18 protein-coding genes are annotated in these 20,235 nt (G+C 50.1%); 8 read left to right on the top strand and 10 right to left on the bottom strand.

Features of this window, described 5'->3' with window-relative positions; all coding sequences use genetic code 11:
* The first annotated feature begins 6 nt into the window (after positions 1-6).
* The 6 genes from pseF to arsJ all read left to right on the top strand — a co-directional run bounded on the left by pseF (position 7) and on the right by arsJ (position 6,114).
* Complete coding sequence (pseF, locus tag GMA8713_RS01385; protein WP_062705000.1) at positions 7-708, top strand: pseudaminic acid cytidylyltransferase; 702 nt, start codon at positions 7-9, stop codon at positions 706-708.
* Complete coding sequence (pseG, locus tag GMA8713_RS01380; protein WP_062704998.1) at positions 705-2,291, top strand: UDP-2,4-diacetamido-2,4,6-trideoxy-beta-L-altropyranose hydrolase; 1,587 nt, start codon at positions 705-707, stop codon at positions 2,289-2,291. The genes pseF and pseG overlap by 4 nt, the downstream gene beginning before the upstream one ends.
* Positions 2,288-3,340 (top strand): pseudaminic acid synthase, encoded by a 1,053-nt coding sequence (gene pseI / locus GMA8713_RS01375; RefSeq protein WP_062704996.1) that lies wholly within the window; start codon positions 2,288-2,290, stop codon positions 3,338-3,340. The genes pseG and pseI overlap by 4 nt, the downstream gene beginning before the upstream one ends.
* Before the next feature lie 143 nt (positions 3,341-3,483).
* The gene (locus GMA8713_RS01370) at positions 3,484-3,825 is read left to right on the top strand and encodes a metalloregulator ArsR/SmtB family transcription factor (RefSeq protein ID WP_062704993.1); all 342 of its coding nucleotides are present in this window, start codon (positions 3,484-3,486) and stop codon (positions 3,823-3,825) included.
* Positions 3,826-3,837: 12 nt separating this feature from the next.
* On the top strand, positions 3,838-4,839 hold the full coding sequence (locus tag GMA8713_RS01365; protein ID WP_062704991.1) for an ArsJ-associated glyceraldehyde-3-phosphate dehydrogenase: 1,002 nt from the start codon (positions 3,838-3,840) through the stop codon (positions 4,837-4,839).
* Between the two features lie 54 nt (positions 4,840-4,893).
* Positions 4,894-6,114, top strand: coding sequence for an organoarsenical effux MFS transporter ArsJ (gene arsJ / locus GMA8713_RS01360; protein ID WP_062705092.1), 1,221 nt, complete (start codon positions 4,894-4,896; stop codon positions 6,112-6,114).
* A gap of 69 nt (positions 6,115-6,183) precedes the next feature.
* Here the strand turns inward: arsJ and GMA8713_RS01355 are convergent, their stop codons facing one another.
* The 8 genes from GMA8713_RS01355 to GMA8713_RS01320 form a co-directional block, all read right to left on the bottom strand.
* Positions 6,184-7,182 carry a formate dehydrogenase subunit gamma gene (locus GMA8713_RS01355; RefSeq protein ID WP_062704989.1) on the bottom strand — a complete coding sequence of 333 codons (999 nt, stop codon included), beginning with the start codon at positions 7,180-7,182 and terminating at the stop codon, positions 6,184-6,186.
* Between the two features lie 53 nt (positions 7,183-7,235).
* Complete coding sequence (fdh3B, locus tag GMA8713_RS01350) at positions 7,236-7,841, bottom strand: formate dehydrogenase FDH3 subunit beta (RefSeq protein ID WP_062704985.1); 606 nt, start codon at positions 7,839-7,841, stop codon at positions 7,236-7,238.
* A 15-nt stretch (positions 7,842-7,856) separates the two neighbouring features.
* A complete protein-coding gene (locus GMA8713_RS01345; protein WP_062704983.1) occupies positions 7,857-10,712 on the bottom strand; it encodes a formate dehydrogenase subunit alpha in 2,856 nt (951 codons plus the stop codon).
* Positions 10,713-10,733: 21 nt separating this feature from the next.
* Positions 10,734-10,943 (bottom strand): twin-arginine translocation signal domain-containing protein, encoded by a 210-nt coding sequence (locus tag GMA8713_RS01340; RefSeq protein ID WP_062704981.1) that lies wholly within the window; start codon positions 10,941-10,943, stop codon positions 10,734-10,736.
* A gap of 56 nt (positions 10,944-10,999) precedes the next feature.
* Entirely contained in the window at positions 11,000-11,611 is a 612-nt protein-coding gene (locus GMA8713_RS01335) for a TorD/DmsD family molecular chaperone (RefSeq protein WP_062704979.1), read from the bottom strand.
* A 9-nt stretch (positions 11,612-11,620) separates the two neighbouring features.
* Positions 11,621-13,336: a 4Fe-4S binding protein gene (locus GMA8713_RS01330; RefSeq protein ID WP_422615188.1), complete on the bottom strand. Its 1,716-nt coding sequence runs from the start codon at positions 13,334-13,336 to the stop codon at positions 11,621-11,623.
* Positions 13,337-13,516: 180 nt separating this feature from the next.
* A complete protein-coding gene (locus tag GMA8713_RS01325) occupies positions 13,517-14,098 on the bottom strand; it encodes a DUF3306 domain-containing protein (protein ID WP_062704977.1) in 582 nt (193 codons plus the stop codon).
* Positions 14,088-14,540 carry a DUF3305 domain-containing protein gene (locus tag GMA8713_RS01320; RefSeq protein WP_062704976.1) on the bottom strand — a complete coding sequence of 151 codons (453 nt, stop codon included), beginning with the start codon at positions 14,538-14,540 and terminating at the stop codon, positions 14,088-14,090. The genes GMA8713_RS01325 and GMA8713_RS01320 overlap by 11 nt, the downstream gene beginning before the upstream one ends.
* 198 nt (positions 14,541-14,738) lie before the next feature.
* Between GMA8713_RS01320 and GMA8713_RS01315 the strand changes: the two genes are divergently transcribed.
* Positions 14,739-15,569 carry a formate dehydrogenase accessory sulfurtransferase FdhD gene (locus tag GMA8713_RS01315; RefSeq protein WP_062704974.1) on the top strand — a complete coding sequence of 277 codons (831 nt, stop codon included), beginning with the start codon at positions 14,739-14,741 and terminating at the stop codon, positions 15,567-15,569.
* A complete protein-coding gene (locus GMA8713_RS01310; RefSeq protein ID WP_062704971.1) occupies positions 15,562-16,461 on the top strand; it encodes a substrate-binding domain-containing protein in 900 nt (299 codons plus the stop codon). The genes GMA8713_RS01315 and GMA8713_RS01310 overlap by 8 nt, the downstream gene beginning before the upstream one ends.
* Before the next feature lie 18 nt (positions 16,462-16,479).
* Here the strand turns inward: GMA8713_RS01310 and GMA8713_RS01305 are convergent, their stop codons facing one another.
* Positions 16,480-18,516, bottom strand: coding sequence for a sensor histidine kinase (locus GMA8713_RS01305; protein WP_062704969.1), 2,037 nt, complete (start codon positions 18,514-18,516; stop codon positions 16,480-16,482).
* A gap of 18 nt (positions 18,517-18,534) precedes the next feature.
* Positions 18,535-19,914, bottom strand: coding sequence for a sigma-54-dependent transcriptional regulator (locus GMA8713_RS01300; RefSeq protein ID WP_062704967.1), 1,380 nt, complete (start codon positions 19,912-19,914; stop codon positions 18,535-18,537).
* Positions 19,915-20,235 lie beyond the last annotated feature (321 nt).

Raw genomic sequence — 20,235 nt, 5'->3', positions numbered from 1 at the left:
GACGAAATGAAAGTCTGTATTATTCCTGCCCGTGGCGGCAGCAAACGTATTCCGGGAAAAAATCTCAAGACCTTCATTGGCAAGCCAATCATTGCCTATGCCATTGATGTTGCCAAAAAGTCTGGCCTGTTTGACCGCATCATTGTCTCGACAGACAGCGAGGATATTGCCGGTGTCGCCAAAGAACATGGCGCAGAGGTGCCTTTCCTTCGTCCTGCAGATATCGCGAATGACCATGCGACAACGTTGGACGTGATCAAACATGCCATCGAATGGCTTCAGGAGAACGATACCCGTCCATTGGGCTCGGTCTGCTGTCTTTATGCCACCGTGCCGTTTACCCGCGCCAAGGATTTGGAAGAAGGTCTGGAACTGCTGGAAAAAGAACAGACCCAATACACGTTCGCCGCCACACGCTTTTCATTCCCCATTCAGCGCAGTATCCGAATGAATGGCGAAGGCAATGTGGAAATGTTCTGGCCTGAGCATTTCTCCACCCGATCACAGGATTTAGAGACCGCTTATCACGATGCGGGGATGTTTTACTGGGGCAAGCCGGACGCTTTCCTTTCCGGAAAACCGATTTTCGCACCACATTCCAAAGCCGTTCAGATCCCTCATTTCCGGGTTCAGGATATCGATGAGCCCGACGATTGGATCCGCGCTGAAATGCTCTATCAAATTCTTGAACAGCGGGGAGAGCTATGAAGGTTGCCATTCGCGCCGATGCCTCCAGCCAGATTGGCACCGGACATATCATGCGCTGTCTGGTGCTGGCAAAAAAGCTGATTGAGCGCGGCCATGAGGTTGTGCTTCTTAGCCGCCCTCTGACAGGCAATCTTACCGATTACAGCAAAGCTCAGGGTGTCGACGTCATTTCCCTAAAAACCATTCAGGAAACCTTCTTGCCCGATGCCGGCGATTACAAACACTGGCTTGGCGTGACACAGGAAGCTGATGCAAACGAAAGCTTGGCAGCACTGGAAGGATTTCAGCCTGACTGGATTGCCATGGATCATTATGCGCTCGACAGCGAGTGGCAAAACCTGATGCGTACATCGGGTGCCAGAATCTTTACCATTGACGATCTGGCTAACCGTGAACACAAGTGTGATGTGATCTTGGACCACAACCCGTGGCCGGATTTTGAAAACCGCTATCATCAGGTTGTGCCCAAGGAATGCACTCAACTTCTGGGACCAAAATTTGGCCTGCTGCGTCCACGCTTTTCTGAGCTTCGCCAACAACCTCCGGCGCTCAAGAATGTGGTACTGGCTTTTTTCAGTGGCACAGACCCAAGTGGCGAATGCATTAAGCTTTTAAACGCCAGCAGACACTTCGATTCACTCCCTTTCCGGCTGCATGTTGTGCACGGATTAGCAAATCCGAGAAGAGACGAAATTGCGTCGCTGCCTTTACCGGAGTTCGTAACGCTTTCTGAAAACCTTCCCGACTACGAAGCTGAACTTGCCGCCTGCCGATATGCTTTTGGCGGTGCCGGTGTCAGCGCGATTGAACGCGCGAGTCTCGGTGTGCCGGGAACCCTCGTTTCCGTTGCAGAAAACCAGCGCCAAATGGCCGAACACCTTGGGGCCAGCGGCCTGTACCGTTACCTTGGTGTCAGCGATAAAACCACCGAGCACGATTACGCCAATGAGCTGAAATGGCTGGCGGAACATTGGAAAACTTTGCCTTATCGCTTGGAGAAATCAGACATTGATGGCAATGGTGCGCAGCGTGTAGTCGAAGTCATGGAAAGTTTTTGTCCGCCTGAAACAAATAATGAGATGACATTTCGTCTCATGACGACCGAAGACTTACCCATGGTTCGGGGTTGGCGAAATGACCCTGGCGTTCGCGAGATGATGTTTACCCAACATGAAATCAGCGCTGAGGAGCATGAGCGTTGGTTTGCCAAAGCTTCAACTGACACCACCAAACAGTTTTTTATTGCACACTCTGAGGGAACGCCGGTTGGCATGGTCTCCTTCACTGAGATTGAAAGGAAATCCAACACCGCAGAATGGGGGTTTTATAAATCCCCTAAAGCACCCTCAGGCACTGGCTTTACGCTGTTATCGGAAGCATTGCAGCTAGGCTTTGATAAGTTGGGGCTTGAAAGTATTCGCAGCCGGGTGCTTTGCAGCAATCCAAAAGTCCTTTACCTTCACCACAAGCTTGGTTTTTCAAAGGAAAAGGACACGCAAACCCTAATCACAGCAGAGGGAGACAAAGATTATTTTGCTTTCTTCCTTTCACGTGAAGACTGGAACGGTAACACAGCATCATGACCCCGTTTATTACCATCGATGGCCGTAAAATTGGCCCAGACCACAAGCCTTACATCATCGCTGAAATGTCAGCAAACCATAACGGCTCCATCGAACGTGCTTTCCAGACCATTGAAATGGCCAAACGCGCTGGCGCTGATGCGATTAAGATGCAGAGCTATACCGCTGACACCATCACTCTTAATTGCGATTCTGACGAATTCCAAATCAAAGGCGGGCTCTGGGATGGTCGCACTGTTTATGACCTTTACCAAGAAGCCCATACGCCCTTTGAATGGCACAAGCCGCTGTTTGATAAAGCACGCGACGTTGGCATTACACTGTTCAGCACGCCGTTTGATTTTACAGCAGTAGACTTGCTGGAAGATCTCAATGCGCCCGCATACAAGATAGCGTCGTTTGAAGCAGTCGATTTACCGCTGATCCGTTATGTGGCGCAAACCGGAAAACCGATGATCATCTCCACAGGCATGGCTAACGGTGATGAGATTGCCGAAGCGGTGGCGACTGCCCGTGACAATGGTTGTGAGCAACTGGTACTTCTTCATTGCATCAGCGCCTACCCTGCTCCAGCTTCCCAAAGCCATCTGCGTACCATTCCCGATCTCGCAGAAAAGTTCGGTGTGATAGGCGGTCTGTCAGATCACACATTGGGTACCACAGTGTCTGTTGCTGCTGTTGCGCTCGGCGCGTCCGTGATTGAAAAACACGTCACTCTGAGCCGCAATGACCCAGGCCCAGACTCTACCTTTTCTCTGGAGCCTGATGAACTGGCATCACTCTGTCGGGACACAGAAACCGCGTGGCAAGCATTGGGACAAGTAGGCTATCAACTTAAAGAAGCGGAGAAAGGCAATGTGCAATTTCGTCGTTCGCTCTATGTTGCTCAAGACATCAAGAAAGGTGAAACCCTCAATCCAGACAACGTAAGAAGCGTTCGTCCGGGGTTTGGTTTAGCGCCCAAGCATTTTGATGCTGTCATGGGACGAATCGCGCTCTCAGATATTCCCGCGGGCACGGCCCTTAATTGGGAACTCATTTCCAAATAGCCCCCATCAAGCAACAGAGTTATCAAGACTCTGTTGCTTAGTTCATGCTCCAAATATGAAGCTTTGATGACACTCCCTCCTTTCTGATTGACTCTTATTTTTATGAACCTAATATACGCATATCCATATATGAGGATGCAATTATGTTGCCCCATCAGTTTTTCAAGTTGCTCTCTGACGAAACCCGAGTTCGTTGTTTATTGGTTATCGCTCGCGAGCAAAAAGCGTGTGTCGCGGAGCTAACAACTGCGCTCAACGAGAGCCAACCCAAGATCTCACGTCACCTTGCGTTGCTTCGTTCAAGCGGCTTGATTTTAGACACCCGACAGGGGCAGTGGGTGTTTTACCGTCTGTCTGACCAGCTTCCAGGTTGGATGCGCAAACAAATTCAGGGGCTGGTCGATTCGAACTGCCTTAAACAAGAATACCAGCAAGATATCCAGCGTCTCTCGGAGATGAAATCTCGCCCAGAGTGCTGTGTTTAGAGGAAAATTGAGATGTCTATTAAAGTAGGAATTAATGGTTTTGGCCGTATCGGCCGTCTGGCACTTCGCGCCGCATTCGACTGGCCTGAACTTGAGTTTGTTCAAATCAACGATGTCGCTGGCGACACAGCGACGCTGGCTCACCTTCTGGAGTTCGACTCTGTTCAGGGTCGCTGGCACCACGAAGTCACCACCGATGGCGATGCCATGCTGATCAACGGGAAAACCATCCGCACGACACAGCAGAAGAACATCAGTGATATCGATTGGTCAGGCTGTGACGTTGTTATCGAAGCTACGGGTGTACACCGTAAATCCGAGTTCCTGAATCAATATCTCGAGCAAGGCGTTAAACGCGTTGTGGTCTCTGCACCCGTGAAAGAAGACGGTATTGCCAACATTGTTGTAGGCATCAATGACAACATCTTCGACCCAGAAATCCACCGTATCGTGACCGCGGCATCGTGCACCACCAACTGTATCGCTCCAGTAGTGAAAGTGATCCATGAGAAGCTGGGTATCGAGCAATCTGCTTTCACGACGATTCACGATCTCACCAACACCCAAACCATTCTGGATGCACCGCACAAAGACCTTCGTCGTGCGCGCGCCTGCGGCATGAGTTTGATCCCAACCACCACAGGTTCCGCGAAAGCTATCGTTGAAATCTTCCCTGAGCTGGAAGGTAAGATTAACGGTCATGCAGTCCGTGTTCCGCTGGCGAATGCCTCTCTGACTGACATCATCTTCGATGTGAAGCGCGACACCACCGTAGAAGAAGTGAATGCCCTGCTGAAAGAAGCGTCTGAAGGCGAACTGAAAGGCATTCTTGGCTTTGAAGAACGTCCGTTGGTATCTATCGACTACAAAGGCGACCAGCGATCTACCATCGTAGACGCCCTCTCGACTATGGTCGTTGGCAAGCGCATGGTGAAAGTCTACGCCTGGTATGACAACGAAATGGGCTACGCTACGCGCACCGCAGAGTTGGTTCGCAAAGTGGGCTTGGCATAAACATAAAAGAAACATCAAGAGCTGCAAATGCGGCTCTTTTTTGGGCGAGTTGTTATGCTGTCTCAATTAAATTCCCACGTTCGCCAGTACATGCTGGTGACATTCAATTATTGGAATTTCACCATCACTGACGGTGCACTGCGCATGTTGGTGGTCCTTTATTTTTATGACCTGGGTTACTCCAGTCTGGAAATCGCTTCACTCTTTCTTTTCTATGAATTCTTTGGTGTGGTGACCAACCTGATTGGCGGCTGGCTCGGCGCAAGGTTGGGGCTTAACCGAACCATGAACATTGGTCTAGGCATGCAAATTGTCGCGCTCGCCATGCTGGCAGTCCCGACAGCTTGGCTCAGTATTCCTTGGGTAATGGCAGCGCAAGCCATGTCTGGTATTGCCAAAGACCTCAATAAAATGAGCGCCAAGAGCTCAATCAAAACGCTGGTTCCTGAAGATGCACAGGGCGCACTCTACAAGTGGATTGCGATTCTCACAGGATCTAAGAACGCATTGAAAGGGGCCGGTTTCTTCCTAGGCGGTGCACTGCTTTCCTTGATTGGTTTCCAATCTGCGGTGGCTGCAATGGCTGGCGTCTTGTTGCTGGTATTTATCGGTAGTCTACTGTTCTTGAAGTCGGACATGGGCAAGGCGAAAACCAAGCCTAAGTTCTCTGAGATATTCTCGAAATCCAGCAGTGTGAATATTCTGTCTGCTGCCCGTATGTTCTTGTTCGGTGCCCGAGATGTGTGGTTTGTGATTGCCCTTCCCATCTACCTTGGTACCACCTTTGGCTGGGACCACAGTGCCGTCGGTGCATTTCTGGCGACTTGGGTGATTGGCTATGGCTTTATTCAAGGGATTGCTCCGAAGATCACAGGTAAAGCTTCTGGTAAAACGCCGGATGGCAAAGCCGCAATTTATTGGGCGCTGTTGCTTTCCGTCGTCACAGGGATCATCGCCATCAGTGTGCAACAACAGTGGCATCCAGAAACGGTTATCATTGTTGGCTTGATGGTGTTCGGTGCTGTTTTTGCTGTGAACTCTTCACTGCACTCTTACCTGATTGTCAGTTATGCCAAAGGTGACGGCGTTTCGCTGGATGTAGGATTTTATTACATGGCAAATGCGATGGGACGCTTGATTGGCACCATTCTCTCAGGGTGGGTATTCCAGATCTGGGGATTCGCAGCGTGTCTCTGGGTGTCTTTCGCTTTCCTCGCAACAACCACAGTGATTTCGTTTTGGCTTCCTACTGCCAAAAACGAGTCTATCACCTAGGGGCTGTTGACCTTTGCAATAAACACAAAAAAGCCCGCGCTTGCGGGCTTTCGTTTACTTGCCAAACCGTCAGGTACTTTGTTGCTCTTTCGCTTCTGTCGTTTGAGCACTGCTTTGGCCTTGTACTTCGTCCAGCCAAAGCTTGTGGTGTTGCTTCGCCCAACTTTCATCTACATAGCCTGTTGCCATGCCTTCAAGCGCGCCTTCAGTACCCACCGTACCAATGTAGATGTGCCCTAACGCCGCTGCGAACAGGCCCAAAGAAGCAATACCATGGAGCAGGTTTGCTATTTGCATGTCTTCACGAGTTTGACCGAAAAGTGGGAAATCCATCACCAGACCTGTAACACAGACCACCACACCAACGGTTGCCAGCAGCCAGAACCAGATCTTCTCGCCACCATTACAAAAACCTGCATACGGGTGTTTACCGTTTGGCAAAATACCACCACCCTGCTTGAACCATTCAATGTCGACTTTGTTGATGATATTGTTCTTCATCCACTTCACCAACATACACAACAGTCCAAGCACAAACAGGGGACCCAAGTAGTTATGCGACACTTTAGCCGCATAGATGATGCTGCCCCAAACTGCTTCAGGCGCCACAGGTTTAATAAAGTGCTTGCCATATAGCAAGAGTACGCCACTGAAACCCAAGATCAGAAAGTTGATGGCGGTAAACCAGTGCATGGCGCGCTCAAAAGGCGTCCAGCGCATGACCTTTTTGCCAGTCCGCTTATGCGATAACTCTATGCGTCCTGCCCAAAGGTAAAACAACAGCAAACTACCTAAGGACACAGCGAGAAAAATTAGCCCGAGTGGACTGATCCACTCATTACGAATTTCCCGCCAGCGTTGACCGTCAACATTAATAAGTTGCCCAGCCTCTGCTCCCGTCGCAACCGTATAACCGGATTCCCCACCTCGCACTTCTCTCCAGAATTCAGGGCCAGCCAGTTGCACCATTTCTTTCTGTGGATCCGCCTTGGCACCGTCTTCTGCAAGACTGATTGGAGACCAAAAGGTTGCTATCACCATTAGCATGGCGAGCAATGTTCTAAACATATCTCTCCTCCTGATACTGTGGGACACAACACGTCCCACAGGTTCCATGCTAATCAGCTTTTTGTCGCATCGTAGGCAAGGTCATCGCCCTTGGTCCAGCCTGCTCCTTTTGCGCCACGCTCTACAACGCGTTGACGGAATACTGCTGAGATTTTCTCTGCATCCCCCGCCAACAGTGCTTTGGTAGAACACATTTCAGCACACAAAGGCAACTTACCTTCGGCAATACGGTTTGCACCATATAGCTCTCGCTCTTTTGCCGAACCGTCCGGCTCTGGACCGCCTGCACAGAAGGTACATTTATCCATCTTGCCACGCTCCCCAAATGCCGCCGTTTTCGGGAACTGAGGAGCCCCAAACGGACAAGCAAACAGGCAGTATCCGCAGCCAATGCAGGTCTCCTTGTTGTGTAAGACAATGCCATCTTCTGTTTTGTAGAAACAGTCAGCTGGACACACTGCCATACAAGGTGCATCGGCACAGTGCATACAGGCAACAGAAACTGAGTTTTCGCCCGCCTCGCCATCGTTCAAGGTAACGACACGACGACGCTGCGTTCCCCAGGTCACCACTTCAGAGTTAGCGTTGCTACACGCAGTGACACAGCCATTGCAATCAATGCAGCGCTTGGTGTCACATAAGAATTTCATATCAGCCATAACTATGCGCTCCCATTACGCTGGTAAGATCTTACAAAGGGTCACTTTACTTTCCTGCATCAAGGTCACTGGGTCATAACCATAAGTCGTTGCAGTATTTGCCGCTTCACCAATTACATAAGGGTCAGCACCCTCTGGATATTTTGACCTGAGATCCTCGCCTTCAAATACTCCCCCAAAATGGAACGGCATAAAGGCCAGCCCTTTGTAGACACGAGGTGTAATCATGGCTTTCACTTTCACTCGCCCTTTGTCCGCCCCCTCGACCCAAACATCCTGTCCATCCACAATGCCTAAGTCATTAGCATCAGCAATATTGATTTCCACGAACATTTCTTGCTGCAATTTCGCAAGCCAAGGGTTTGATCGGGTTTCTTCACCCCCGCCCTCATACTCAACTAAGCGACCAGATGTGAGAATGATGGGGTAGTCTTTTACTGCATCAATATCCTGAATGGACTTGTACAAAGTAGGAAGACGGTAGATGTCTGCCTTGTCATCCCAAGTGGCATATTCAGGCAACAGGTCACGGCGCGGTGTATACAGTGGTTCACGGTGCAGCGGCACCTTATCTGGGAAGGTCCAGACAATTGCACGCGCTTTGGCATTACCAAATGGGATACACCCGTGATTGATGGCGACACGCTGAATACCGCCAGACAAGTCTGTTTTCCAGTTTTTGCCTTCAGCCGCGGCCTTTTCTTCTGCAGTCAGATCATCCCACCAGCCGAGTTGCTTAAGCATCTTGTCAGTGAATTCAGGATAACCGTCTTCCAGCTCACAACCCTTTGAATAGCTGTCAACCGCCAGCAAATTCTCACCTTCATACTCCACGCCAAAGCGTGCTCGGAAGTTACCGCCGCCGCGGGCGACTTCTTTCGACGTGTCATAGAGAATGTGCGTACCCGGATGTTTCATTTCCGGTGATCCCCAACAAGGCCATGGCAAACCATAAGTCTCACCATTAACCGGGCCACCTTCCGCTTCAAGTGACGTTTTATTGAAGGTATGCCAATTCTGCTGGTGCGTTTTCAAGCGCTCTGGGCTCTGGCCCGTATATCCGATCGTCCACATACCGCGGTTGAACTCGCGGGTAATGTCTTCAATCAGAGGTTCATCGCCATTCACCTTCACGTTCTTAAACAGTTGGTCTGAGAAACCCAGTTTTTGGGAAAGCAGATACATGATGTTGTGATCAGGCTTTGAATCAAACAGAGGCTCAATCACCTTGTCACGCCATTGCAGTGAACGGTTAGATGCGGTCACCGATCCATAGGTTTCAAACTGAGTGGTCGTTGGCAGCAGGTAAACGCCGTTTTTACGGTTGTTCATGACTGCAGCAACGGTTGGATAAGGGTCGACGATGACCATCATATCCAGTTTTTCCATTGCCTTTTGCATCTCGGGACCACGGGTTTGCGAGTTCACCGCATGCCCCCAGTAAAACATGGCGCGGATATTGGCTTTCTGGGCAATTTTATCAGGGTCTTCCAGCACGCCATCAATCCAGCGTGAAACCGGTATACCGTTGCTGTTCATTGGTTTAGAGCCGTTGTATTCCGTTTGGTCAAAACGCCCTTGAACCCAGTCATAGTCCAGATCCCAGACTTTCGACCAATGTTTCCATGCACCGTTAGACAAACCGTAGTAACCCGGTAAGGTGTGGGACAACACGCCAAGGTCGGTGGCCCCCTGCACGTTATCGTGTCCACGGAAAATATTGGCACCACCGCCTGATTTACCGATGTTCCCCAGAGCAAGCTCCAGCACACAATAAGCGCGGGTGTTGTTGTTACCTGTGGTGTGCTGCGTACCCCCCATACACCAAACCACACAGCCTGGGCGGTTTTCGGCAAGGATTTTCGCCGCCTGATACATGTCGTCACGTCCAACACCGGACACACGCTCTACTTCTTCAGGGTTCCATTTCGCAACTTCTTCACGGATTTCATCCATGCCAAACACGCGCTGGTAAATGAATTCCTTGTCTTCCCAGTTGTTATCGAAAATGTGCCATAGCAGGCCCCAGATAAACGCAATATCGGTTCCCGGGCGGAGGGATACAAAGTGGTCCCCTTTCGCGGCAGTGCGGGTGCGACGTGGATCAGCCACAATAATCTTACAGCCGTTTTTCTCTTTTGCGATAAGGATATGCTGCATCGCAACCGGGTGCGCTTCGGCAGGGTTGGAGCCGACGAAAAGGATCGACTTACAATTATGCATGTCGTTAAAGGAGTTGGTCATCGCACCGTAGCCCCAAGTATTTGCCACACCCGCTACCGTGGTGGAGTGACAAATGCGCGCCTGATGGTCAACGTTATTGGTTCCCCAAAGCGATGCCATTTTACGGAACATGTATGCCTGTTCGTTGCTATGCTTAGCCGAACCTAAGAAGTACACAGAATCCGGACCGTCTTGCTTGCGGATTTCCATACACTTGTCGCCAATTTCATTGATGGCGGTGTCCCAGCTGATTTTCTGCCACTTTCCATCCACCAGCTTCATTGGGTATTTGAGGCGACGTTCACCATGGCCATGTTCACGCAGTGCAGCCCCTTTGGCGCAGTGACCGCCGGCATTGAATGGGTGGTCAAACGCAGCCTCTTGGCCTGTCCAGACACCATCCTGTACTTCTGCATACACGCCACAACCCACTGAACAGTGAGAACAAATCGTGCGCTTTTGTTCAACCGGTTTGTTAGGATCAGCGTCTTTCGCTGCGGCTTTTTTCATCATGCCCGGCGCAAACATCCCTGCCGCTGCAATACCACCTGCGGTAGCCAACGTAGAGTTACGCATAAAGGTACGACGGGAAACACCCAGTTGTTTTTCGTCCTTGCTGACGGTGTCAGACCGTTTCGTCAGTTTCATCATCTCACTCCATCAGCCAGGTTAGAGGGAATCGTAGTAATCGCGAACATGTTGCGTTTCGCGATAGCCCGAGGTGTTTTCCTGTTCCGGCTTAGCCACTGTCACTTCCGCTTGAGCCGCACCACTAACCACTGTGGTGGCCGCTCCAGCTGCTGCGGCAACACCTAATCCCTTAAGGAACTGGCGGCGCGCTTCATTTGGCTTGCCCGTCTCTTTTTGGTTTTCTGACATCACATTGCTCCTTGTACTTTTTATCAGCGCTTCAGTCCGCTTTCTGCCAGGCGGAATTACCAAGGACGCTGGGTAAAACTTATTTTTTCTATCGTTAGGAACTGTTTCGCGAGTGCAGCAACAGAGGAGTAAAATACTGCTGCATTCGCACGAATCACGTCGTCACACAATCGCTCAAACCACGGCGCAATATGACGGTTGAAAAAAGCCTTTTGGCTTTCTGTATCCTCTTCATCCACCAGCATCGCCATCACTTCCAGCAATGCGGCGATATGATCTTCCGGCTCTTTGGTTTCTTCCTGACGCTCAAACCCCAATCGGCGTAAGTCCTGACGAAGGTGTGCCAAGGGCAGTTCCATCAAAGATCCGGTGAGATACCAGGAACCGAATGGCACCACCTCTCCACGCCCGACACCGATAAACAACTGTTGATACTCATCGGCCGTCTGCATAGGTTTGGTTTTACTTGCGGACAGCTTGAGAACAGACCAGGCCGCAGCCATGCCATTATCTTCGTCGCCTTCCACTTCCAGTGTCGCCAGCCAGTTCAGCACATCCTGGTCAGGTGCCTGTCTGAACAGATGCGCCAGAAGGTGATAAATGTTGAGACGAATTTCATTGTCTTCACGGGTGACATCTTCCACGTTGATGATTTCCTGCATTACCATTCGTCCCTCCTAAACCTTCATCTGTTTCTCTGGGTTGTTGATCATTGTTTCAGCGACAATGTCGCGAACCCGGCAGTCTTCGCACATCGAGAGACGTTTGATGGCGTCACCTTCAAAGTGACTGTGGTTTTGCAGTTTTTCTATCAGCATGTTCACCATGGAAACCGGCGCAAATGGCTTACCGCAACTGGTGCATTTCGCCGCTTCCTCTTCATGTAAGGTTTCTCTTTGTTGACGCGTTTCGGTGTCCCAGTTGTAGCGGGGTTCAAGCGTGATGACAGATTCAGGACAGCTTGTTTCACACAGCCCACATTGCACACAGTCCTGCTCACGGAATGTCATTCCCGGATGGGAGCCTATTGCTAAGAGCGCATCAGTCGGACACACGGCCACACACCCCATACAAAGGGTACACTCGTCAGTTTTCACGTTGACGCGGCCATATGGCGCATTTTGAGGAACCAATGATGTGGTGAGAGTTTGAGCCGATTGCGCAGCCAGTAAGTCCAATGCTTGGCACAGTTTTTCACGCTTGGTACCCGTCAGTTTTTCCGGATGCGTCATCAGCGCGTTGCTGTATTGGGTCAGCGAGGAAAAAGTGTCCAGCGCTTTTAAGGCAATGCGATCCTGCTCAATGTTGAGGTCGTTGAGGAATGAAGAAGCAACCAATAGTTCTTGTTCCAGCACGTGGCGTGTTTTGGCATGCAGATTTGGGGCCATCGCTAAAATTACCTGTGAAGCACCGTAAACCAATGCATTCAGCCAAGTGTCTAAACCCACTGAGGCCAACTCCTCCAATCGCACTGGAATTGTATTGTTAGGCAGCGACGACATCGCTGCGACCAGGGTATCTTCATCCGCTTCCGCGTAGAAAAGAATCGCTGGCACTTCGCCCCCCTGCTGGCGGAAGCGTTGAATCAGGTCGAACACAAAGTGCTGGGTGTTTTCCGGATCTGGCAATGCATAGCTGATGGCTTCTGTTGGACACGTGGTCGCGCATGATCCCATACCTTGGCAAAGGTAAGGGTTGATGGTGATAGTCTGCTCGATAGAACTTAACGCGTCTGCCGGACAGGTATCGATGCAACGGGTGCAGCCCTCCAATCCACGAGCAACATGGGCGCAGCGCTCATTGTCTAGACGGAAGAATTTCGGTTTGTCGAACGTCCCAACGGTTTCTATCACCGCTTCCGAGGCATCGCCAGCCGTTACCAAGCCGCGCCCAACAGCGTGATAACCCAAAGGTGGCAGTTGCGCTGCGTGAATACCTTTTTCAGTTAGGTCAACAATAAGGTCAAAATACTCACGCCCGAAAGCAATTTGCGCCAGATTCTGCAGAGCGCCATTATGGGTGAGCGTCACTAGGAAAGACCCGAGGAAGCCATCAATCTTAACCTCACTGCTAAAGAACAATGTCATGCCTTCAGCAGGGTTTGAAAGCGTGGCACCCGCTTCATTGCACAGCAGCACGATGCGGTCGCGTGTATCATCTGCGATTAATTGACTGAATGAAGAAAGTGAAGAGGCGTTTCCCACGACGAGCGCAAGCCCACGGCTTTCAAAACTCACCGTGGGCGGGATTAAGTTTCCTAACGTGACTGTGCTTCTAAGCGCATGCAGCCTAGCCAATCCATTGGTATCGGTTTGATTTTCAAGATACTGATTGAGTGTTGTTATGTTATTTTCCGTCGACATATGCTCGATTGCTGTAGTTTGTGTAGCCATAGACACCTGCGTTCCTAGCCGGCAAACGGCGTTACTCTGTTTCATGCGATAGTTCTTCAAGGCTGGCATCACGCCGTTTAGCTTTACTGAACAGAGGCTTAGCTACGTCTTAAAGTAAGACTCTTCTGTTGCAGCAAGTAACGAACCAGAATTGAAGGAAGAAAAATGACCTAAACGGAGTCAGGATCCGTCCGAATTCTTATCCACACTTTCATTTGGGACATTTTGTCCCGGCGGATAGGACAAATTGTCCCCTAATTCTTCATGGGTACTTTTTGTCTCACTTTCTTTCAGCGAGTTGAGACTCTCTTCATTAACCGTTTTATCAGTTGAGGTTTCTGGCAGATTTTCCTGTTCATCCTGAGTGGCCTCTTCAAGCTTTTCCTTGGTCCATTTTCTTAGAGAAGCAGCAACGTCAGCCGCGAGGTTTGGCGTATTCGAATAATCAAGGTCGTATTCATTCATGCCATCCAACACATTGTAAGCCTCACTATGAAATAACTTTCTCAGGGCGGCTTTTTTCACTTCTGACGCAACGCCTTTCGCCAAGAATACCGAGGCTGAATCGCCCGCCTTTAGTTGCTCTACGTCTTCCATAGAAGGGGCTTCATCTTCCAACGAATCGTCTTGAAGGGATGGCTCGTCTCCCTCCATTTCAGGTGTTTCTGGAGCAAGGTTTTCTTCTGTTAATTCATCAGTGTTTTCACTTTGTGTCTCTTGCTTGCGCTTTGACCAACGATTTAAAAAAGACTCAGTTGCCACTTGCCCTCCCCGCGCCTCTGCGCTTTTTCTTACGTACTTCGAGAAGCTCTCCGTGGCGACCAATGAAAGCCTCCATCCATGCCTGTACCGCAAGTGGCATCGAAATGGACTGCACCAGATAGTCACCGTCCATAAAGCTTGCTGCGTGAGTTTGAGAGGCTGTCACCTGAAGCGGTTTGAGAGCCTCATCGTCTTCGACTTCAAAAATGAAAAAGAGGTGTGGGTCGCGGGAGCTGAGATTAAATCGATAGTCTGTTCGTTCGTCTTTAAACAGCTCCAAAGGAAGGGAAATCTGGGTGTCTGAACACTCTTCTTCAGTATGAGGCAGGTTTAGGTTCACAATAGACCAACGCTTGGTTTTCCAGCGCCCCACATCGACTTCCATTGCTTCAAGGTCAAATTGCATTAGCCAATATTGAGGGTCTTTTATCGTTTTCGTCACACATCACTCCTTGTGGTTCCAGGCTTCAAAATCACTACCGATGGTTCCGAGAAGTCTGGTTTTCTAACCCCATAAAGCAAAACACATACCATAGCCCCGATGACCCTGCGTGATTGGAACGGGAATTGCTACCTTTACTGATGCCCCAATGACATTCAGTTTTTGTGTCTCTAACACACCCAAAAGGAAGCCGGGTAAATGACCCAACCAAAAATTATCCAAACCCAGACCGACATCCCTCAAACGATTGATGTCACTGTGTTCGACGAATACGGCGAGCCAATGACCAAGCAGATTGCCTGTGAACGCGCCCTGACGGTTTATCTGAATTGGAAGGAGATCGTGACCCTGATGACATTGGGTGCCCGCCCAGATATGCTGGTATTGGGCTACCTCAAAAACCAAGAATTGATTAATGATGCTGACGCGCTAGATTCAGTGATCATAGACTGGGAAACCCAATCCGCTGCTGTGGTCACGGCAGAGCAAAATAAAGATATTGACGAGACGCTCTCCAAGAAAACCGTCACGTCGGGATGCGGTCAGGGCACCATGTTTGGCAACGTGATGAAAAAGCTCGAAGACCTGAAACTACCAGAACACCGCATTACCCAGTCTTCCCTGTATGGCCTGCTGGAAGCGCTAACTCATCACAACGACACTTATAAAGCAGCAGGTGCAGTGCATGGTTGTGCGGTGTGCAAAGGCACAGAAATTCTCTCTTTCGTTGAGGACATTGGTCGCCACAATGCCGTAGATACCTTGTCTGGCGAAATGTGGTTGAAAGGCGAAACTGGCGAAGACAAAATTTTCTACACCACAGGTCGCCTGACGTCAGAGATGGTGATTAAGGTGGCGCAAATGGGTATACCCGTGCTGCTATCACGCTCGGGCGTGACCCAGATGGGTTATGACCTTGCCCAACAGCTTGGTATAACCATGATTGCCCGCGCCAAAGGCCACCGTTTTCAGGTGTTCAATGGCGCCAAGAACATCGAATTCGATGTAAAAGGTGAATCCAATGAGTGATTTTCCGGAGTTCATGAATGCCCGTCAGGTTGCAGAGTATCTCGATCTGAACGAAAAGAAAGTCTACAGCCTGGCTAATGATGGTGTGCTTCCGGCCACCAAGGTCACTGGCAAGTGGCTGTTTCCTAAAAGCTTGCTTGACCGTTGGCTGCTGGAGTCCAGCCACAACGGTGTATTCAGCGACAGGCTTTTGATTGCAGGCTCTGATGACCCTTTGTTGCAACACATTGTGAGCAAAATGGCGAACGCTTTAGGAAGCACGGCATTGGTTGGCTACACCGCCACAGGCACCAAACAGGGTTTGTCGATGCTGGAAAAAGGTCATGTCGATATCTGCGCGATTCACTGGGGAAATGCCGAGGAAGCCAAGCTCCGTCACCCTGCACTTATCCAACAATATGCCGGACACAAAAACTGGGTGTTACTCCATGCTTTCGAGCGCCAACAAGGTCTGATTGTTCGCCCTGAACTCGCCGAGCAATTGAACGACCCGCACCATTTCACAGGAAAAGAATGGCGATGGGCTGGTCGTCAAGGCGGTGCTGGCAGTGCTCGTGCGATGGAAGAATGGCTATTTAGAAACGGTATTACCACTGACATGCTCAATACGGTCACTGTGTGTCTGAATGAGCGGGAATTAGGGTCTGCGATTGCCCGGGGAGCGGCAGACATCGGGTTTGGTAGCCAAAGTGCCGCGGGAGAATTTGGCCTCGCTTTTCATCCCATCGCCAATGAGGCCTTTGAACTGGTCATCCCCAAAAACATCTATTTCCGCTCTTTGGTTCAGCAACTAATGCAACATCTGGATGACGAGGAGATCGTCAAACAAAGTGAGCAGTTCGGCGGTTACAACCTTCAACATGCTGGCAAGCAAATGTGGGCGGCTGGCTAAGCGCCCACATATTTACCCTTACTCCATTACCTGCAGCGAAGTGATTTCATCATCAGTCTGGATTTTCTCACGCAGATAAAGCGTGAAAGTGGTGCCTTCGCCAAGCTTGGATTCCACCTTAATCTCCCCGCCCAAACCACTGACAATGCCGTGGGTTACCGCAAGCCCAAGCCCAGTTCCTGAGCGGCGCGTGGTGAAGAACGGGTCGAAGATTTTGGTGAGGTTTTCATTGGCAATGCCACAACCAAAGTCCTGCACAGAAATGGTCGCTCCGATGGGATTGCCACTCTCATCTAACCAATCAGAGGAACGCACCACCAGCTTCCCTTTGTCATTCATGGCATGAACACCATTCATCTGCAGATTCACCAGTACCTGCAATAACTGATGGCGGTTGATCTCCACACAACACTTGGCATTGAGCTCTGTCACGACTTCCACATCTGACTTCTTGGTTCCCGAACGAACTAAAGTGACACTCTCTTCAATCACCGGATTGACGTGCTGCCAGGTGATTTCATCCTGCACCCCACCCTGGCGGCTGTATTGGAGCAAGCTCCGGGTGATATTGCGAATACGGTCAATCTGCTCCAAGACCGCACTCATTTCTTCGGACACCAACGTCGCGTTTTTGCCCAGCTCATATTCCATCAACTCAATGTTGCCAAGGATCACCGCAGTCGGATTATTGATTTCGTGGGCAATCCCCGCTGTCAGCTCACCCAGAGCAGCAAGCTTCTCATTTAGCAACAGCTTGCTTCGGGTTTGCTCTAACAAGGTGATGTTCTGGCGGAGTTCTTCGGTGGTTTCGTGAAGGCTTGCAGTGCGCTCTTTGACCTTATCTTCCAGCTCCAAAGCATTCTGTCGAATAGCCTCATTTTGCTGTTTGAGCTGGTCGAGCATAGTGTCGAACTGACGGGCAAGAATCGCGAGTTCATGCTGCGGGTCTAGCCCCAACTTGCCAATGCGTACATCCTGATCAAAGCGCACCAGACGTACGACCCGGTGAATGCGCTCAATGGGCCTGAAAAGGTCTTTCGCGCCACGGTACACCAAAAGCCCTGTGACAAACAAAGTTGCCAAAATGCCAAAGCCTAATTCCACCAAATTAGTGAGATAACGAGAGATCAACGGCCATTCGAGATAGCCCGTGTAAAGCATGCCAATCACCCGGTTATTGAAGTCTCGGATTGGCTTGTACGCCGAGATGTACCAAGCATCGTAAACATAAGCCCGATTAACCCACACATCGCCATTTTCTAGCACTGACTTTCGCACTTCATCCGACACGCGGGTACCGATAGCACGGCCAAACTTGTTGTCGGAATCAAGCGGGACATTAGTACTGACACGGATGTCGTCCATAAACAGGGTGACGGTTCCCACGCTGGCATCTGGCAAGGTACCATCAGGGAATACCAAATCGCGGATCCTATCCACCAGCTCTGTACTGTTATTCAGCAATATGCCGCCATCAATGATCCACTCTAGCTCGCCTGCCTCGTTGAAAAGGGGGAGTAAGCTTCGGCTGATCAAACCTCGGGATTCAATCACCTGCTCGTTGAGAAGCGGAATCTCCGCACGTACAGACAAGTCCGGCGTAATCGCTTCCAGTTCAATGTCCGACATCACCTGAAAGAAAGTGCGCTCGCGACCTTCAATCAGTGGTTTTCGTAAGCTTTGCGGGAGTCTGTCTATCTCAGATGCCGGATACACAGCAAGAAAATCGACACCGTATTTATCAGCCCGAGATTGCGCCCATGAGAAAATATGTTTTGGGTCGCGCTCGATTTGTGTTTGGAAATCATAGGAGTCAGCGATAGCGTTCAATTGCTGCCGCTGTTCACGCTGTAACACTTCCATACTGTTACTGGCGACAGCAAGGTCAGCGTTCACGCCCGCTAACGCGCTTTTCCAGGAGTACGCCAAGGTCCAATACATGGTGAGCGCAATCAGTGCAAGTAAAGTAATAATGATAGGAACAGATGTCAGCACCAAGAGGCGGTAGCGCACCATAGTACGAAAACGCTGTCGCCATTTATTGAGACGATTCATCCTTAATGTTCCACCATGTTAATCGTCATTCCACTCTTTAAATTTACGCTCTAGGGTTTTTCGTGCCACACCAAGTTGTCGCGCAGCCGCAGATTTATTTCCTTCGTGAGCATCGACGACTTTTTCGATGTGCGCGCGTTCTACGTCTTTTAATTGCCATTCTTGCGGATAACCATCCTCGCAGACAGTCACGACTTGGGATTCTCCTCCGGAGGTGGCTTTTAGCAATTCTCCGTCACTCCAGTGTCGGGGATCTGGCTTGCCCAGCAGTACCGCCCTTTCAACGGTATTTTTAAGCTCACGAATGTTGCCTGGCCACTCATAGCCTTGCATTGCGGTTAATTCTTCCGCTGACCACACCACAGGTTTCAATCCCATTTCCCGCGAAAGTGATTCGGAGAAATGATTTAGCAACAAACCAATATCTTCAGTACGTTCTCTAAGCGGAGGTAATTCAACAGAAAGTACATTCAGGCGGTAGTAGAGATCTTTGCGGAATCGACCTGCGTTCACTTCTTCCTGTAAGTTTCGGTTAGTCGCCGCAACGATACGTACATCCACCTGCACTTCCCGCTCTGCGCCGACGGGGCGAATAGTCTTTTGTTCAAGAGTCCGAAGCAGTGAAGCCTGCATCGGCAGTGGCATTTCACCAATTTCATCAAGGAAAAGTGTACCTTTGTCAGCCACACGGAAAAGGCCATCTTTGCTCTTGCGTGCGCCGGTAAAGGCACCGGAAACATGACCGAATAGCTCACTTTCCAAAAGCTCCGGCGCTATAGCACCACAGTTTAAAGGAACGAATGGGCCACTGCGCCCGCTCAATGAGTGCAAAGCACGAGCCACTAACTCTTTACCAGTTCCTGACTCCCCTTCAATCAACACTGCAGCGGGCGAAGGAGCAAGGCGGGAGACCATTTCACGCATAGCGAGGGTTTTGGGTGCTTCGCCAATAATGTCGACAGGGAAAGAGCGGGCGACATCACGTTGCAGGGCGACATTACGCCTTTCCATCATGCGTTTATCGAGGCAACGCTGCACAGATTGCAGCATTTGTTCAAGGTTGAAGGGTTTGAGAATGAAGTCTGATGCTCCGGCACGCAGTGCTTTAATAGCCGTTTCCATTTCGGCATAACCTGTCATGAAAATGATGTCGCTGCGTCTTTCATCATCGGTGAAGGCTTCATGCCAATCAATACCTGATCGCCCGGGAAGATTAATATCAACGATCAGCAAATCGAAATAGTTACGTTGCCGCAGCGCTTCAGCTTCTTCCAACGAAGATGCTGTTTCCACCTGAGTGAGCTTCTTTGACAGCGCTTTATTCAAGATTGCGCGCATGCCAGGTTCGTCATCAACGACCAGCGCGGAGAAACCGAATTGCTGTAATGCGTCCTTCATTCAGTCTAAAGCCTTCATGTTTTAGGGTCTGTTGACCTTTGGTGATTGAATTTTATTCTAGCCCTAAGCGTTTGTGGGGATTTTCTGCGGCGTTATCGGCTTCCCATGTAGGCCAGCTACACATCGAAGCCTCTGCCTTGCATAAAACCCCCACAAACTGCTGCAAAAACCATCACCAAAGTTCAACAGACCCTAGAGAGTTTCATCATACATAGGACATTTTGACTCAGTCCAACAAAGCCTTAAATGGATTATGCATATAAAGTCGGTCATTAGATCGAAAAACTGTGACAAACCTATTTAATTTTCAATTATTTATAC

The sequence above is a fragment of the Grimontia marina genome (assembly GCF_900060185.1).
Taxonomy (GTDB): domain Bacteria; phylum Pseudomonadota; class Gammaproteobacteria; order Enterobacterales; family Vibrionaceae; genus Enterovibrio; species Enterovibrio marinus.
The sequence above is the reverse complement of the archived record's forward strand: the minus strand, read 5'-3'. Positions and strand labels throughout refer to the sequence as shown.